Annotated in this window: 11 protein-coding genes; 8 read left to right on the top strand and 3 right to left on the bottom strand. The window is 46.3% G+C overall.

Annotation, left to right across the window (positions count from 1 at the left end; translation table 11 throughout):
• Nucleotides 1-199: 199 nt before the first annotated feature.
• Both FSU_RS05400 and FSU_RS05395 read right to left on the bottom strand, forming a co-directional pair.
• Nucleotides 200-2,884, bottom strand: a complete 2,685-nt coding sequence (locus FSU_RS05400; RefSeq protein WP_014545471.1) for an N-6 DNA methylase — start codon at nt 2,882-2,884, stop codon at nt 200-202.
• A gap of 1,065 nt (nt 2,885-3,949) precedes the next feature.
• Nucleotides 3,950-4,762 carry a sigma-70 family RNA polymerase sigma factor gene (locus FSU_RS05395; RefSeq protein WP_014545470.1) on the bottom strand — a complete coding sequence of 271 codons (813 nt, stop codon included), beginning with the start codon at nt 4,760-4,762 and terminating at the stop codon, nt 3,950-3,952.
• A gap of 441 nt (nt 4,763-5,203) precedes the next feature.
• On the opposite strand from FSU_RS05395, the gene FSU_RS05390 reads away from it, so the two are divergent.
• The 6 genes from FSU_RS05390 (at nt 5,204) to FSU_RS05365 (ending at nt 11,976) form a co-directional block, all read left to right on the top strand.
• Nucleotides 5,204-5,980 (top strand): class I SAM-dependent methyltransferase, encoded by a 777-nt coding sequence (locus FSU_RS05390; RefSeq protein ID WP_014545469.1) that lies wholly within the window; start codon nt 5,204-5,206, stop codon nt 5,978-5,980.
• Between the two features lie 8 nt (nt 5,981-5,988).
• Nucleotides 5,989-7,134, top strand: coding sequence for a glycosyltransferase family 4 protein (locus FSU_RS05385; RefSeq protein ID WP_014545468.1), 1,146 nt, complete (start codon nt 5,989-5,991; stop codon nt 7,132-7,134).
• The gene (locus tag FSU_RS05380) at nt 7,131-8,141 is read left to right on the top strand and encodes a lysylphosphatidylglycerol synthase transmembrane domain-containing protein (protein ID WP_014545467.1); all 1,011 of its coding nucleotides are present in this window, start codon (nt 7,131-7,133) and stop codon (nt 8,139-8,141) included. Before FSU_RS05385 ends, FSU_RS05380 begins: the two co-directional genes overlap by 4 nt.
• A 66-nt stretch (nt 8,142-8,207) precedes the next feature.
• Nucleotides 8,208-10,442 carry a UvrD-helicase domain-containing protein gene (locus tag FSU_RS05375; protein ID WP_014545466.1) on the top strand — a complete coding sequence of 745 codons (2,235 nt, stop codon included), beginning with the start codon at nt 8,208-8,210 and terminating at the stop codon, nt 10,440-10,442.
• Nucleotides 10,426-11,235 carry a glutamate racemase gene (gene murI / locus FSU_RS05370; RefSeq protein WP_014545465.1) on the top strand — a complete coding sequence of 270 codons (810 nt, stop codon included), beginning with the start codon at nt 10,426-10,428 and terminating at the stop codon, nt 11,233-11,235. Before FSU_RS05375 ends, murI begins: the two co-directional genes overlap by 17 nt.
• A gap of 102 nt (nt 11,236-11,337) precedes the next feature.
• On the top strand, nt 11,338-11,976 hold the full coding sequence (locus FSU_RS05365; protein ID WP_014545464.1) for a hypothetical protein: 639 nt from the start codon (nt 11,338-11,340) through the stop codon (nt 11,974-11,976).
• Nucleotides 11,977-12,045: 69 nt separating this feature from the next.
• Here FSU_RS05365 and FSU_RS05360 read toward each other — a convergent pair whose 3' ends face one another.
• On the bottom strand, nt 12,046-12,987 hold the full coding sequence (locus FSU_RS05360; protein WP_014545463.1) for a lysylphosphatidylglycerol synthase transmembrane domain-containing protein: 942 nt from the start codon (nt 12,985-12,987) through the stop codon (nt 12,046-12,048).
• A 235-nt stretch (nt 12,988-13,222) separates the two neighbouring features.
• Between FSU_RS05360 and FSU_RS05355 the strand changes: the two genes are divergently transcribed.
• On the top strand, nt 13,223-15,883 hold the full coding sequence (locus FSU_RS05355) for a LamG-like jellyroll fold domain-containing protein (RefSeq protein ID WP_014545462.1): 2,661 nt from the start codon (nt 13,223-13,225) through the stop codon (nt 15,881-15,883).
• 77 nt (nt 15,884-15,960) lie between these two features.
• Nucleotides 15,961-16,938 (top strand): glycosyltransferase family 2 protein, encoded by a 978-nt coding sequence (locus FSU_RS05350; protein ID WP_014545461.1) that lies wholly within the window; start codon nt 15,961-15,963, stop codon nt 16,936-16,938.
• The last annotated feature ends 20 nt before the right edge of the window (nt 16,939-16,958 follow it).

Below are 16,958 nucleotides of genomic sequence, written 5' to 3'. Positions count from 1 at the left end.
TTCCCCTCGCTCGCACTGCGTTGCTCGCTACCCCTTCGAGCGGGCGCTCAATCGCCGCGCCCCGCAACGCCCCGGGCTTATGATAGCAAAAAGGCGTGGTATCGACTATATTTGTATGACCTAGGCACTGGTAAGCCTATAACGTAAAAAAATACAATCGACCCACGCCACAAGAAACGTTCGAGGTAAAAATAGATTTCTAATGATGTTTCTTTTCCGCAATCATGGAAAGTGTGTCTTGAGGAATCTCTTTCTCTATTATGTATATTTCGTTATTGATTTTTTGTTGTTCTAGCCAACAAGACAATTTTTGAATAATGAGTTTCTTTTGTGCAGAAATGAAAGTTTCCATAAAACTGAAATCTATATCTTCCTTATTTTTTTCGGGAAGAAAAACTTTCATTTTTAGAGCATTTTTCCTAGTAAACTTATTTCCGTAATTAAATAATCCTGAAGCACTTTTTCTAAAACAAGTAATAAAATACAATAAGCTGTTTTCATCCCATTTGTTACAATATGGGTATAGTCCTTGGACATGGGGATAACCCACAAAATCATTGGGTTGATAAAATATAGAATCAGATGTTGTGGTATCGCTAAATACTACCTTGTTGCCTTTTTCTGTTGCTTTTAGGTTTGTCCATCCGCCAATACCATTATCTACAGAGGAATTGGCTACAACGGGAACTTTGCCTTTTTCCTTAAATAAATCCTTATTTGTTGCTTTGTATGCTTTGGTTGGATGGATATCAAATAAGGATCCAATGGTAATTGCTTTGAATGTTGCGTTCTTCATTTGAATACAATCACGTTCTTTTTTAGAAAGAATGCAATTGCTTTGCTCTGGGGATTTATTTGTCCATGGATAAATGTCTTCATTTCTTATAAGATTGCTGATTTGCCAAGCCATGTATTCTTTGATAATTTTTTTGAAATCATTCTCTGTAGGCTTAATGTCTATTTTCTTGTGCTGACTATATGTCCAATCATTTCCTTCACTAGTTATATAGTCTTCTACATAACAGTCTTTGTAGTAGTTTAGATTTTTATCGTCTTTTCCTTTACCTCGAACCACTAGATTCACGAGTTCTGCGTAGCGTTCTTTTGCATTATCGGCGTCTTTTAGATTTACACTTTGACTAGACTTTTTACGATTTTGTCTAGCGTAACCGTCATTTGAAAAATCTATGAACTTTACAAGTTTTTCAGTATCATGAGGAATACCTACATCAAAAACGTAAATAGCTGTTTGCACGCTTGATTTGCCGATAAACAAATCAGTACTCATGTGTATGGATGCAATTAAGGTATTTTTGTTCAAAATTTTTTTTGTGTAACCGTCACCTTGTGTACTCCCAGCATTCTCTTGAATTAGAACAGCTGCTTTACCACTTTTCATCTTCGAAAGAGCTTTCTCTACAAAATTTAATCCTTTGCCGGGGGCAGAATAGGGCGGATTCAACAGGAACACATTTGCCGGAAATTCTTTGTCTTTCATTTTTCCTTGTTTATATTTCCCATCAAATTGTGTTGAATCTCCATTGATAATGTTTGACGATCCGTCACCCATCAAAATCATATTCAGAACAGCGAGAATGTAAATTTCAGGAAGTTTCTCAATGCCTAATAGTTTTTCTGCTTTAATTTTTGCGATTGTTTTTCGTAGTTCTTCAGGGCTCTTTATCTTGTTTTTTGCATCTGCGATCATTAAATGCATCGCTGAAATTAAGAAACCAGCAGAACCGGTAGCATAATCCCAAACATAACTGTTCATATTGACTTCAGTAAGTTTTGCCATCAATTCTGTTACATATCGAGGGGTCAGAACAACATCATTTTCGGCACCATCAGGAACATCGACCCAATCATTGAGAACGTTGAAAAGCCTTCCTGTAAAATCAATATTGGGCAAATCAGATGTGAGATATGGTAGGATATCCTTATGGACGATAACGTAAACTTTTCTCAGTTTGCTTTCTCCATTCTTCGGTTTGTAAAGATCCTCATTTTTGAATACATTTGAAAGCTCGTGCATTATAGCTTCACGTTTTTCTTCAGGAAGATTTTTCATCCGTAAAAAGTCTTCTACCTTATTGATGATTTTTTGAGCATCATTCGATTTTGGACCTAATTCTCCCTTTAATTCTTCAACTTTAAGACCTTCAGAAACATCTTCAACGCCAAGCCCCGCCATAATTAGTCCAACGATGAGCATCACTCTTGATTTGACTGTGATACTTAAATCGTCATGCATTGTTTGGTTTAGACGCTTCAATTTGGTTTCGATTTCATCTTCGAGAGCAAGTTTTCTGCTTTCTATCTCTTCTAACGTCAGTTTAAGTTCGTCGATTTTTTCAAAGAATTCTTTCAAGTTTTTCTTTTTTAGGAAACTCAGGTCTGAGAAATCTCCAACTTTCTTAGGTATTGCGAGATTGTCTTTTGATAAATAGTAAACACCTATTTCTAGTTGCAAGTCGTTATCTTGTTTATAGCCATTTACTCCAATGGCAATTGTTTCTTTATATGTTTCAGTAAAATCGAGAATTGATTTTGCATAGTGAATAGCTCCATTAACGGCGTATTTTGTAATGGCGGTATAATCTGTTTCTCCTTTTTTATTTGTATTGGATATTAATCCGTTTTCGTCTGTTTTGGCGAAATCACCTTTAGTTCCTTTGCATTCAATCATGACAGGGATATTTCTGAAACCAACAGATACAAAGCATTTGATATCGGGAAGGTTTTGGCCCGAACCGCCTTTTTTGCTGGGAGCAGTTTTAAGAGCTTTGTCGATTTCTGAGTTGATGCTCTCTGTTTTGGTAAAGTAGTTTTCTAGTTGGTTTTTGCACCAATCCTCGACCTGTTCTTCTATGCTCTTTGCCATGACGGTTTCCTTTGTTACGAGCTCCGTCTATATTCAAAGGTCAGATCCAAGTCTTTTCAAAAAACAAAAAAGGCGTGGAGTCGCTTTGCGTACTTACTGCTATCGCGGGCTACCACACCCTTGCATCCAATAAGCACAAACGACCCACGCCCCAAGCGGGACGTGAGTGTTCGTCTTATCCTCAGATGCATTGAAAGTGGTAGTTTCGATAGTGAGAATAAGAGACGAATCTCAAAAATTTCCGGTCGCTCCGAACCATTCGGTACGGGGCTATGTCGTAATGAAATATATAAATATGCGGAGTAGAGATTGCTTCGCTATGCTCGCAATGACGAGAAAAAAAGGATTCTGATATTGTGGAGGTCAATTTTTTTGACCTTGATGCCGTAAAAGGAGTTAAAGGAGACTTTCATTTCCAACTAAAAAAGCAAATAAAATAGTTGGAAAAGGAAGAATCCTTCAGCGCATGCAACGCTCATGTAAAATTTCGTTACGCCCCTTGCCAATTTTAGGACATAAGGAAGGCATTTGATAATTATCAAATGTTTTTCTTTTTTTTCAAGGAGTTCCTATGCCTGAAAACCAAAATGTTGAATACAAATCGTCGTTGATCCGAGTTCTTATCCTGTTAGTTATCATGGGGAGTTCCGCTTTTCTATAGCGATCCTAGCGTAATCCAAAATGGTAGTTATGTGAAGATAGGTCGGTTTACGAATGCGGTTGACCTGCAGTATCAAAATACGATTGAAGACTCTCTCATAAAAATTGCCGACAAGGTCATTGATCTCATCTATTTGAAATATCTAACCCTACAACCCCAATATTGCGAATGTCTTTTATCGTGCCGGGTATATTGAAAACTGGGGGCGTGGTGTTTGAAAAATTAGCAATAACTATAAGACAGGCAGAACGTATATTCGCTCAGCTAAAACAGAAGAAACTCATTGTAAAAAAGGGGGCCCGGAAAAATGGCTATTGGCAAATAGTGAAGGATGCTTAGTTAGATTCAAAAAAAATCCCGCCACGGATTATTCCGGAGCGGGACATGACAAGTTTTGCTTTTGGTTACTTGTTGATAGCGGCCAAGAAAGCGTCCTTCTTTTCTTGCAAGAAGTCCTTGCTGTTGTACTTGCGGATACGGCGGAGAGCCTGGTCGCGCAACTGACGCACACGTTCGTGGGAGATGTTCATAGATTCGCCCACTTCGCGGAGTGTCTGCGGAGCTTCCTGGTTGATACCGAAAATGCCGGTGATGACTCGGGCTTCGCGTTCCGGGAGCTGTTCCATGAGGTCGCGAGCCAAAGCTTCGACGCTCTGGATTTCGGAATCGGCTTCCGGGTTCGATGCGCCACTGTCCGGGAGGACTTCGGCGTACGTTGCCTTGGAGTCTGCCTTGAGCGGGCTATCGAACGAAACGCCGCGCTGACCGATCTGAATCAATTCACGGATTTCTTCGTTGATTTCCTTACCGCGAGACTGTTCGTGCAAAGCCTTGCGCACGCGGAGGTGCTGGTTTGCCGGCAAGCGGATGAGGTTACCCTGTTCGTTAATAGCACGAGTAATATATGCCTTGATCCACCAAACGCCGTAACTGATGAACTTAAGACCACGAGTGTGTTCGAAGGATTCGATTGCGCGAACGAGGCCCATAGCGCCTTCGCTGACCAAGTCCGGAAGCGGAATCGGGCAGCCACGGTACTGGATGGCGACTTTGAGCACAAAACGCATGTTTGCAGAAATCAATTTTTTACGGGCGATTTTGTCGCCTTCTTTAGCTTTCTGGAAAAGAATCTGTTCTTCTTCGCGTGATAGGGGTGCGGTACGACGGATGTCTTCTAAGTATCTTTTGAGAGTAGTATCGGTAGAATCAATATGCATTTTAAAAACCTTGCCCTTATAATATCGCTTTTTTAAAGCAAGTTGCGTGCCAATTGTGTAAAATTTTCCAAATTTTTTACAAAAAGTCCTTTAAATGTCGGTTTTGCGGTTTTCGGAGCCAAAAAAGCCCATTATTTTTGTCGTGATTTTGTAAAATTGTCGTAAAAATATAACAAATTTTTCAAAACGTGACAACAAGGCTGACGACGAATCTCTCAAAAAAGGCAGTAAATGGTCGGAAGAGGAAAGAAAATGTAAAACGAAGAGCTCTTGCGTATTCATAATGAACATCGAAACTATACCTTCGGTGGGCGATGTTTCATTTTGGAATACTTATTTCCCAAAACACACTAACCACTAATCATTAACCACTGTTTACTATAATCTTTCGTCTTTCGTCTCTCGTCTTTCGTCTAATCAATTTCGTATATTTTCCCCGTTATGTCAATAAAAGAGCCTGATCAATCCGTATGGAACCGTTTTTGGCAGCGCAAGAACGACATGGACAAAGTCTATCCGTCTTCGCCGTCTATTATAGAAGCTATTAAGAAGAATTTTAAGCTCGAGGGCCTAAAGGTGCTTGAGGTCGGTGCAGGTACCGGCCGCGACAGTGCCGAACTCGCTCGTTTGGGCGCCGATGTGTATGTTCTCGATTATGCCGAAAATAGCTTGAAAATTGTCAATTCGCTCCGTGAGAGTGAAGGCTTCAAAAATTTGCACTTAGTTCGTGGCGATGCTTTCAAGTCCCCGTTCCCGGACAACACATTTGACTTGGTGTTCCATCAGGGTTTGGCCGAACATTTCAAGGATTCACTCCCGCTCTTGCAAGAAAACTTCCGCATCGTCAAGCATGGCGGTTGCTGCCTTTGCGATGTGCCGCAGACCGTCCACCCGTACACGGTTATCAAGCATATCTTGATTGCGATGGACAAGTGGTTTGCCGGTTGGGAAAAACAGTTCACGATGGGGCAACTCAAGAAGCTCATGCGTGACGCTGGCTTTGAATATGTCTATGCCTATGGCGACTGGATGCGCCCGAATCTTTTCTACCGCATTCTGCGCGAGCTCTGCTTCAAGTTCGGTATTGAACTCCCGAAGTATCCGCTTGACGGAACGGCCTACCAAAAGATTAAGGACAAGATTTTGGATAGCCTCCAGTCTGTGCCGGTGATGCACTACACGCAGCTTTGCATTGGCGTGATCGGTCGTAAGCCTTAGGTGATTGCTTGAAAATTCTCGTCGTAAATTACCGGGATCGCATGCATCCGGCTGCCGGCGGCGCCGAAAAGCATTTGCATCGCATTTTCTCGAAGATTGTAGAAATGGGCCACACGGTGGTCCTGTTTACGACGACATTTCCGGGAGCCAAAGAACGCGAAATTGTCGATGGAATTCAGGTCATCCGCAAGGGTGGCGATTTGATGTTCCAGCTCACGGTAGCGCTGAATCTGAAGAAGCTTGACCGCGAATTTGACTTTGACGTTGTTGTTGAAGATTTGAACAAGTTACCGGTCTTTGCCCACTGGTTCGTCCGCAAGCCGCTCCTGGTGCAGATGCATCATTTGTGGCGGAAGTCAATTTTTGCTGAAGCGTTTTTCCCGATTGCGTTTATGGTCTGGTTCTTTGAGCGGATTATTCCGTTCTTTTACCGCACGCAGAATTTTGTAGTGGTGAGTCCGAGTACCAAGAAAGAACTTGCCGAAATTGGCGTGGACGAAAGCCGAATTTCCGTGATTTATAACGGTTCTGAAAAGCCGAATTTCCCGGGATGCGCGGACCTCGCGACAGGTACTGCAGAATCTAGTGAGACTGCGGCGAACCCGTATTTCATCTGGCTTTCTCGCGTGCACCGTTACAAAGGTATTTGGACGGCGCTTGAAGCGTTTGAAATTTTTTCGAAGTCGCATCCCGAAGTCCAGTTGAAAATTGTGGGCGGTGGTCCGCTTTTGAAAAAGCTCCCAGCTTGGATTAAATCGCATGGCCTGGATGGCAAGGTGGAACTGACGGGCTTTGTGCCTGCCGCTCGCAAGTACGAACTGCTTTCGTCTTCGCTTGCGCTGTTGCAGACGAGCTACAAGGAAGGCTGGGGCCTCACGGTGATGGAAGCGGCGCAGCTCTGCAAGACGACGATTGCGTCGGATGTGCCGGGACTCTGCGATAGCGTCCGTGACGGCGAGACGGGAATTCTGTTCCCGTCGGGAGATGCGACCGCGTGCGCTTCTGCAATGGAAAAAATTTATAGCGATGCTGAACTGCGCGCAAATCTTGGCAAGAATGCCAAGCATTACGCCGAATCGTTCAGCTGGGAAAATTCTGCCCGCGAAACGTTGGAATTGTTGGAACGTACGGTTGATTGGAGCGTACGAAAATGAAGTTGAATCCGAAGCTCAAGTCGGTAATTATTTTTTGCTTAAAGCTGGTGGTAACGCTCGTTCCTGCTTACTTTGTCTATCGTAACATTGTGAGCGACCCGGAATGGGATGTTGGCGACCTCTATAACTTGTTCAAGAAAAACAGCGTTTTCCCGCTTGTGCTTGCGCTCCTTTGCCTCGCGGTTTCGAACTTTACAGCTTGCCTCCAGTGGAAACTCTTGCTCGAAAAACAGGGTGTTCGCCTCAAGTACGCTAGGCTCCTCAAGCTTTATCATGTGGGGCTCTTCTTCAACAACTTTATGCCCGGTAACGTCGGCGGTGACGTCAAGAAGGTTTACGATATCCGCATGCAGGGCGGGCAAGATACGGTTGGCGCGGGCTTTACGGCGACGGTGTTTGATCGCTTGTTTGGACTTTTCTTTATCACGTTGTTTGCTCTTGGCGTGGGCGCCTTGTTCTTTATTCACGATCCGGAACAGCGTGCGTTCATGTGGCCGTCCGTCTGGATTTTTCTTGGCTTCTGCGTGATGTTTGCAGGGCTTTTGAGCCGTCGCATAGGCAAGTTCTTCTGCCGTATGGCGGGGAAGGTGCTGCCCGAGAAGTTTGAAACACGACTCCTTCGCATGTTTGACCGATTCCAGAAGTTCCGCTCCAAGAAACTTTGGATTAACATCATTTGCCTTTCGATGGTAACCCAGTCTCTCCGCATCTTTGTTCACTTTTTCTGCGGGATTGCGGTGGGCGTGAACCTCTCGATGTCGTGGTACTTCTATTACATTCCGCTAGTCGCCATTGTGAGTGCGCTCCCGATTTCGATTGGCGGTTTTGGTCCGCGTGAATTTTTGGCACAGTCGCTTTTTGCGCGTGCAGGCGTGCCTGGACTTGAATCGGTTGTGATTCAGTTGCTCGCTTATTTTGTAAGTTTGATTTTGAGCTTGTTTGGTGCGGTCGCATTTTTGGTGGGGCAGAAACCCACGCCTATAGAACCAGCAAAGAACGCTCAATAGTTTGCTAAATCTTTACCTATATCCTTTGCTATATGAACTTCGCGCTTAAGGGGCGCAAAATAAAAAATGGATGTAGAAAGTCTTTTGGTCGGGCTGAACTCCGACCAACGTGCGGCGGTACTCCACGATCATGAAAAGAACGGACAACTTTTAATTCTAGCAGGGGCTGGCTCGGGAAAGACTTCGGTCTTGACCAAGCGAATCCAGTACCGGATTATGTCGGGCGTTGAACCAGAGAAAATCTTGGCGCTCACGTTTACGGCGAAGGCTGCTGCCGAAATGCGGGAGCGTGTGCAAAAGCTTTTCCCGAATGCTGGTGTGCGGCTCTGCACGTTCCACTCGCTCGCGCTGTTTGTTCTTAAATCTAAGGTTCCTGTTGGGTATGATGAGGCTTGTGCGGCGGGCGCTTGCAGCTCTTGCCCTGCGTACGAACTTGTCGGATTCAAGAAAATGCCGGTCCCGACGGAATCGGCGGACAAGACTTTTATGCAGGAACTCGCGAAAGTCGGCGGTCGAAAATTCCGCTTTTCTCGCGAAGAGCTTTTCTCGGATGCGCATCCCGCGAAGCTCCTCAAAAAACTTGAACCATTGCGTCATCGCATTCTGGAATCTGGTCAAGTTGTTTTTGAAGACCTCATCTACCAGGCGATTAATCTGCTTGAAAATCACGAGTCGGCGCGTGCCTATTTCCAAAATCAATGGACGGAAATACTTGTTGATGAATATCAGGACATCAACCCGTCGCAGTATCGGCTTGTCAAAGCGCTGCTGGGTGAGCGCAAGTCGTTGTTTGTTGTGGGCGATGATGACCAAGCTATTTACGGATTCCGTGGGGCCGATATCGGGAATATCAACCGTTTCCGCGATGACTTCAAGGAGAGCTCTCTGATTCGCTTGGAATGGAATTATCGTTCGGTCGCGAACATTTTACATTTTTCGAATAGGATTTTTGAAAACAAGCCTATCCACTTGCGGAAGGTCTTGCGTGCGGGAAACATGAACGGCTCGGGCGGCTCGCCGATTTTCAAGGAAAACCGTGAACCCGAAATCTGGGTGAGCGAAGACCCCGTCGAAGAAATGCAAAAAATCATCACGAGTATCAAGTTGCTCCGAGAAAGCTATGACCTCCAATGGAAAAACTTTGCAATCCTCGTGCGCTATAATAGGCAACGCCTATATTACGAAGAAGCTCTCCGCGATGCGCATCTCCCGATCGCAGGGACGGTCGTGTCGGAGGCGGGTAACGTAGAGGGGGAGGGTGAGGTCCTTGAAAACGGAATTCATGTCGAGACGGTCCACGCGTCCAAGGGGCTTCAGTATGCGGTGGTCTATTATGCGGGGATGTCCGAGGGACTTACGCCGGGTTCGTGCTTGGGCTCACGTAAACAGCGCCAAAAACAGCTCGATGAGGAACGTCGATTGTTTTACGTCGGGGTCACGCGGGCTGAATCTTTTTTGGTTTTGCTATATTGCAAACGTAGATATTGGAAAGGGCGCCTTACGAAACTCAAACGGTCTCGTTTTTTGCCCAAGGAAAGTTCAAAAACAGAGTGTAATATGCCAGTGATGTTATTTAGGATATATGGAGCGGCAAGAATTTTTGCGTTTATGCTCGAATATATTTTCAAGATTGCATTCATGTACATTTTCCGTCGTAAAGACCTGGATCCATGGCTTGAAGAAAAGGTACAGGTCTTCTCCCGCTTCTGCATGAAGGTCTTGCGTGTGGACTTGACGATTGAAGACCAGGCGCAACTTGCAAAAGTGGACTGGACACGCCCGGTGTTCGTGATGGGGAACCATCGTTCGTATCTGGATATCCCGCTGGCGTTCCTCGCCTTGCAGCGAACCGTGGGCTTTATCGCCAAAACTCAGTTGCAGTGCATCCCGATTCTGAACTTCTGGATGCACAAGCTCGGTTGTGTCTTTATCGACCGTGAAAAGGGCGGTGGCGCCGCGATTATCCAGAAGGCGCTCCAGACGGGCAAAATGCCGAGACTCTTCGTTTTCCCGGAAGGCACCCGCAGCAAGCGCGATGGCATGGTCGCTTTCAAGAGCGGTTGCTTTAGACTTGCCGTCGAGGCAAACGCTATTATATTGCCGATGGTCACTCGTGGTTCCGACTTGCTTTGGGAACACCGCAAGGATTCCAAGCACCACCCGGTCAACATTAAGATTCTCGAACCAATCGATACGGTCGAATTCAAGAAGACTCACGGCGGCGATGAAATGGACCCGCGTCATGAACTGCTCCCGTATGTTAGAAAAATGATGGAAGAAGCTTATGATCGGCGTCTTTGATTCTGGATTTGGCGGGCTCACGATTTTGCAGAAGCTTCGCCACACGCTCCCGCAGTACGATTACCTGTATCTGGGGGATAATGCCCGTGCGCCGTATGGCTCCCGCAGTTTCGAGACGATTTACCGCTATACGCTCCAGTCCGTGCGCGAACTTTTCCACCGCGGATGTCCGCTGGTGATTCTCGCGTGCAACACGGCATCGGCAAAGGCGCTCCGCAGCATCCAGCAACAGGTGCTCCCGGTCGAATTCCCGGACCGTCGCGTTTTGGGCATTGTCCGCCCGACCGCCGAAGAGATTGGGAACTTCTCGAAAACGGGGCATATTGGCATTTTTGCTACCGCAGGGACGGTCTCTTCGAACAGCTACGTTCTTGAAATCAGCCATTTTTTCCCGAACTTGAAGGTGACGCAGCACGCCTGCCCGATGTGGGTGCCGCTTGTGGAATACGGTGAACGCGGGACCGAGGGCGCCCGATTCTTCGTGAAAAAGGACGTGGACCAGCTGCTCGCGGCTGACCCTGAAATCGATACAGTTTTACTGGCCTGCACACATTACCCACTCCTCGAGGATGAAATTCGGGCCGCACTTCCACCGCATGTCCGCTTGGTGGTCCAGGGCGATATCGTCGCCGACAAGACTTTGGACTACCTCAAGCGCCATGTGGACATGGAAAATCGGCTTTCAAAGGGCGGTTCAGTGCATTATTTGACGACCGATACCGCAGAATTCTTCAAAAAAGGCGCTTTTCGCTTTGGAATGGAAAATATTTCGGCGGAGTCGTTGACTTTTTAATAAGTAAATTGTATTTTGATAATTGTTACTGACGAACCGTACTCGGTCCGCTTGTACTCGTTTTAATTTTCGAACTTTAAACTATTTGAGTGGATTTATAAAATGCCGAAAACACAGATCAATCTCGAAGGTTGGCAAGACTACCGTGGCAACATGGCAGGTAGCCTGCTTTATGTCGAAACTAGCCATCAGTCCGAAATGCCTGTCCGCGACCAGCTGAATGAAAATGAAAAGGGTTTTCTTTACGAACCGAACTACGAAACCAGCACCTATGGTCTGATGAGCTGCTACAATGTGAAGGCAATCAACACGATTGTGAAGAGCAAAAGCCGTTACATTCTTTTCGGTACCCGCTACGAAGGCTTGAGCGATTCCGAAATGCGTAACAAGTACCTCATCATGGGTTACATGCGTATCGATAAGATCAAGGATGTGCGTACCCGTCACGTGCAGCGCTACATGGCAAACCCGGAAATGGAAGAACCGGAATGCATGCAGATGGAACACAACTGGGCTGTTTACGGTCCGATGCGTTTTGTTTCCCTCGACGATTCTTTCGTTGTGACCGACGAAATTCTCAAGGAATGGGGCTACAAGGGCCATGCTTCACGCCAGCTCAAGACCGTGTTCTCCAAGGAACACCTCGAAAAGATTCTTGCTTACCTGGATTCCAAGCAAGACATGATTGACGAGTATATCGCTACCGTCGATGAATACAAGGAAGCCCTCGCCGAAGAATAATTCTTCGAAAAGCGAAGTTTAAAGTTCCCGCCTCGGCGGGGCTTTTTTTTATGTCTTGAATGTCTGATCTTATTTCTTCCGGGCGATGAGTACGACCGCACCTTGGGCGGCCTGGAAAAGTACCGGAATGTATCCAAGCAATCCTGCGGCAAGTACTATCGATGCAGGAATCCCGAGAATCCCTGTGAACAATGCGACATGGATTCCTTCGCGGACCCCGATGCCGTTGAGCGAAATCGGGAGCATCGAAACGACGACAGTGATGCTTATGAATACAACTAAAATGCTGATGTCAATGTCTACTCCGACTGCCCGGAAATAGGCGTATGCTATAAACAATGTCAAAAACTGGATCCACAGGGAATCGAGCGAAGAAAGTAAAAGCTGTTTTTTATGTTTGCGGTAAATGGAAAGACTCTTTTGCAACTTGGGGATGAATGAAAGCTTGTTTGAAATCGCCTCTGGAATAGGAATTTTATCCGAAAACAGACAAAGTGAAATAAATATGATACAGGCAAGGCTTGCCACTGCCATGATTAAAGTGTAGCTCCAGGGGATGTCCGCTTTGCTAAAGGCGAAGGGAAGTGCGGTAAAAAAGCAGAGGGACATGGCGAGCAATCCCTGAATGCGGGCTATGAGCACCGCTGAAACGGATTGGCTTGTCTGGTTGTAGTTCTTGCCAAAAGCAAGGGATTTGACGGCATCGCCTCCAAAACCAGTGGGGAGAAGGTTGTTGAAAAAGTACCCCATGGCGGTGTAGGCATAGTATGTCTTGAACGGTATCTCGGGACCTTGTACGGAAAGACCTTTCCAGCGGTTAGCTTGTATCGCCATGACAAGCGTTGCGTCGATAAGCATCGCGACTACCCACGGGGTCATGCCTATATTCCAGTTTTTAACAACTTCATTAAATGGTATTTTATAGAAAATATAGGCGAACCCGCCAATACTTACGAGAAGCTGGATGATACGCTTGGCGAATACCTTACTACTGGACGTTTCTTGTTTCATTGACCATAAAATAGAATTTTGTGTGCGACCGCGTTGCTCTGTTGAACGGCGTCAATGTGATGCGTATCATAAAATTTGTATTCTCATGATACGATGTGTATTCTGATGATACAAAATGTCTAATTTTGACATAAAAATCTTAAAATTTTTTGACTTTTTTTGAGGTTGGGGGTTGCTTGGTCTTGCTTGGAATATTTGAAAATGTTATTTTCATAATATCAAGAATGGAGGATCTATGAGAATAAAAAAATTAGCTTCCGTTGCAGCACTGGCCTCGTTTGGAGTGTTGGCGGGGTGCTCGGAATCGAATACATCGTCTTTCGTCGCTGGTGACGTTGATGGTGGGTCTGCAAACGAAGCAACAGGTATCGTTGCTTCGAATACGAGCTATAGCGCTGCTAAAACGAAGCTTTCCCGCTGCTCCCACGCTGTGGTGAACCAGTGGGAAATGGATACAACGGCAGTTGAACAGAAAGCGGTGACCGTTTCTGCTGATTCTGCTTTTGAAGGAGAAAACTTCGCCGTTGAGGCAAACGTTGCGGTGGATGCTGCTGATGCATATACTGTTGCTTCTGCGGGTATTGGAGGCACAGGCTCTGCATGGGCGCTTCAGGTTGAAAATGGCGAAGTCGTCTTTAAGTGGCGCGACAGTCAAGAAGGAGAATGGCGCGTCCTTAAAGCCGATAAGGATGTCCAGAAAGGGGAATGGAACGATGTTCGCTTGGAACATGTGGACTCGTTGAGCATCCTTATCGTTAATGGTGAAATTGCCGGTGCTTATAAGCATTCCACCAAGTTGGGGAACTTGGATGGTGATTTTACCATTGGTTTTGATCGTACGGAAGGTGACGGTAGCAACAATAGTGGTCGTATTGCCGTTGTCCGCGTAGAATACACGTTCGATATCTACGTCATTCCGGTTGAATCTTCTAGCAGCGAAGTGTTGCCTGAAGATCCGAAATCGACTCTTGGTGACCGTCCGTGGATTGCCGCTTGGGAATTCAATGATGCTGCCAATGTCGGTCGCGATTTCTCTGGCAATGGTCATAATGCTGTTATCGGCGAAGGCGCTGTTGCCACTGTCGATGGCGTTGCCAAATTTGATGGCAAGTCCGGCTTTAGCGTTCCTTTGACTCCGGATCTGAAGATTAACGATTTCGTGGTTGAATCCCGCTTCAAACCGGCAAACTCTTCTCGCTTCAATAACATCTTGGTTGCTGAACCTCCTGGACGTTATGGCGATGGCTGGATTTTCCGCCTCGGCTACGGTAAGCTGTATTTCAATATCCGTGATGCCGCTAATGGTACAGGCTGGTCTGAATTCGAAATCGCCTCTGTTCCGATGAACGAATGGACGGTTGCACGTGTTGAACGCCTTGGTGACGAAATCAGCTTCTTCATCAATGACTCTTTGGTGAAAACTGTTAACTTCAAGGGCGATGTCAGCGACTTGGGCTATAACTGGGGCCTTGGCTATGATGCCATGAACCAGGCTCTCCATCAGCGCTACTTTGACGGCGAAATCGACTACATCCGCTTTGGTGAAAACCTTGCCGAAACCGCAAAGGTTGACCCTGTAAAGGAAGATGTTGAAGAACAGAAGCCGGAAGAACAGAAGTCTGAAGATCCGAAGCCCGAAGAACAGAAACCGGTCGAAGAAGTTGTTGATACGACTGCTGTTGTCGAACCTGTTTTTGAAGTCGAAGGTGATTGGCTTGCAGCATGGGAATTCAATGACGCTGCCAAAGTCGGCCGTGATTTCTCTGGAAACGGTCACACGGCATTGATTGGTGAAGGCTCGGTTGTCGCTATTGACGGTATCGCAGCTTTCAACGGCAAGTCTGGATTCTATGTGGACCTTGCTAAGGATATCAACATCAACGAATTCGTGCTTGAAACTCGCGTAAAGCCGACTCAGTTCGGTACGATGCAGAATATCATTGTGGCTGAACCTCCTGGACGCGGTGTTGATGGTTGGCAGCTCCGCATCGACGAAGGTGTTTTGACGGTTCATCTCCGCGATTCTGACAAGGATGGCGATAACTGGAACATTTTCCCGGGCAAGAAAATGACTCTCGGTGAATGGAGCACGGTTCGCGTTGAACGCAGCAATGATTCCCTCAAGGTCTTCCAGGATGGCGTACTTACGGTTTCTGTTGCCTATGAAGGTGACTTGACCCAGATGCGCTATGATTGGGGTATTGGTTATGATGCCATGAAACAGGCTTTCCACAACCGCTACTTCATTGGCGAAATGGACTATATCCGCTTTGGCAAGTTTGAAGGTTTCTCCGATGTTAATGATGCCTCTGTGACCGAAGTGAAGCCTCTCGCCGCTTGGGAATTTAACGAACCGACCTATGTGGGACTTGACAGAATGGCTAACAATTCTACGAAGGCCCTTGTTGGAACCCCGGTGGTCGAAGATACGACAGTCAAGCTTGATGGCAACTCTGGCTTGAAGGTGTATCTCTCTCCGACCTTCATTCGCAATACCTTCGCTGTTGAAGCTCGCGTAAAGCCGACTAAGTTTGGCGGCATGCAGAACATCATCGTGGCAGAACCTCCTGGACGCCTCGGTGACGGCTGGATTATCCGTCTTGATGATGGTGTTCTTGACGCTTATTTCCGCGATGAAAACACCGATGGCTCTACTTGGAATTCCCTTTATGGCAAAAAGCTTGCTCTTGATGAATGGACCACGATTCGCGTAGAACGCAGCGCTGATTCCATCAAGGTGTTCCAGGATGGCGAATTGACGGTTAAGGCTGCCGCTAAGGGCGATGTGTCTCAGTTGGGTTACGACATTGGTATCGGTTATGATGCCATGAACCAGGCTATTCATGATCGTTTCTTTGTCGGTGAAATCGATTACATCCGTTACTTCGAAAAGTAATCTTTTACTCCTGGTTTAATGTATATTTGAAGGGTCTCCCCGATTTTCGGGAGCCCTTCTTTTTTTGGGGGTTTATTATGGTTATAGACGTTGGAATTATCAATTATAATGGTGGATCGGAACTTACGGAATGTGTCAAGAGTTTAAAGGCTCAGTCTAGTCCGGTTCGGGTTTTTGTTTTTGATAACGCTTCGACGGATGATTCCATTGATTTCCTGAAAAAACAGGGTCTGGATTGCCAGATTACGCAATGCCCCAAGAATCTGGGATATGCGGGCGCCTGTAACGGTCTTTTGGAACAGATGGATTCCGAGATCCAGGTGCTTTGCAACATGGATTTGGAATTTGACCCCACGTGGGCGGAAAATTTGCTCAAATGCTTTGAGCGCCACCCGGAGGCGGGTTCTGTCGCAAGCCTCGTGATGGAAAAGAGCGGTTTTGTGAATGCTGTGGGTGTTTTGCTCGGCTCGGACCTCTTTGCAAAAAATGAAGGCAGTGGTCTTGATGCATCTGATGCGGATATCCGCGAGAAGGACGTCTTTGGCTGCTATGGTGCCGTGATGAGTTTCCGCAAGGCGGCTGCACAGGCGGCGGGCAAGATGGATGATAGCTTCTTCTTGTTCTTTGAAGAGACGGAATGGTATTTCCGCCACAATCTGGCGGGGTTCAAGACCGTTTTTTGCCCCGAGGCGAGAGTGTATCATGAACGCTCGATGACGACGGTGCGCTATTCTCCTTTGAAATTATTTTATTCGGAACGCAACCGTTTGCGTTCGGCGATTCGTCTGTTGCCGTTGGGGAGTATCCTGGTGCTTCCGGTGCGCGGTTTTGTGCGTTACCTGAACATGGCAAAGGGCGGTGTTCCCGGCCAGTCTGGCGATGGGAAAAAGCTTTCGAAAGTCGCTATTTGCAAGGCGCTTGCAAAGGCTTGGCTAGAGGCTTTGGTTTCGCTCCCGAAGGAATGGGCGACCCGCAAAAAGTACGAACGCAAATATGGGAACGTGGCGGGAAAAGTCCGCGAACTCCTTGCCTCATATCCCTTGCAAGATAAGTAGTGCTCATAGCTATTTACTAA

Origin of the sequence: Fibrobacter succinogenes subsp. succinogenes S85 (assembly GCF_000146505.1) — a bacterium.
In the GTDB taxonomy this organism is placed as follows: domain Bacteria; phylum Fibrobacterota; class Fibrobacteria; order Fibrobacterales; family Fibrobacteraceae; genus Fibrobacter; species Fibrobacter succinogenes.
This window is presented reverse-complemented; position numbering and strand designations above follow the sequence as displayed.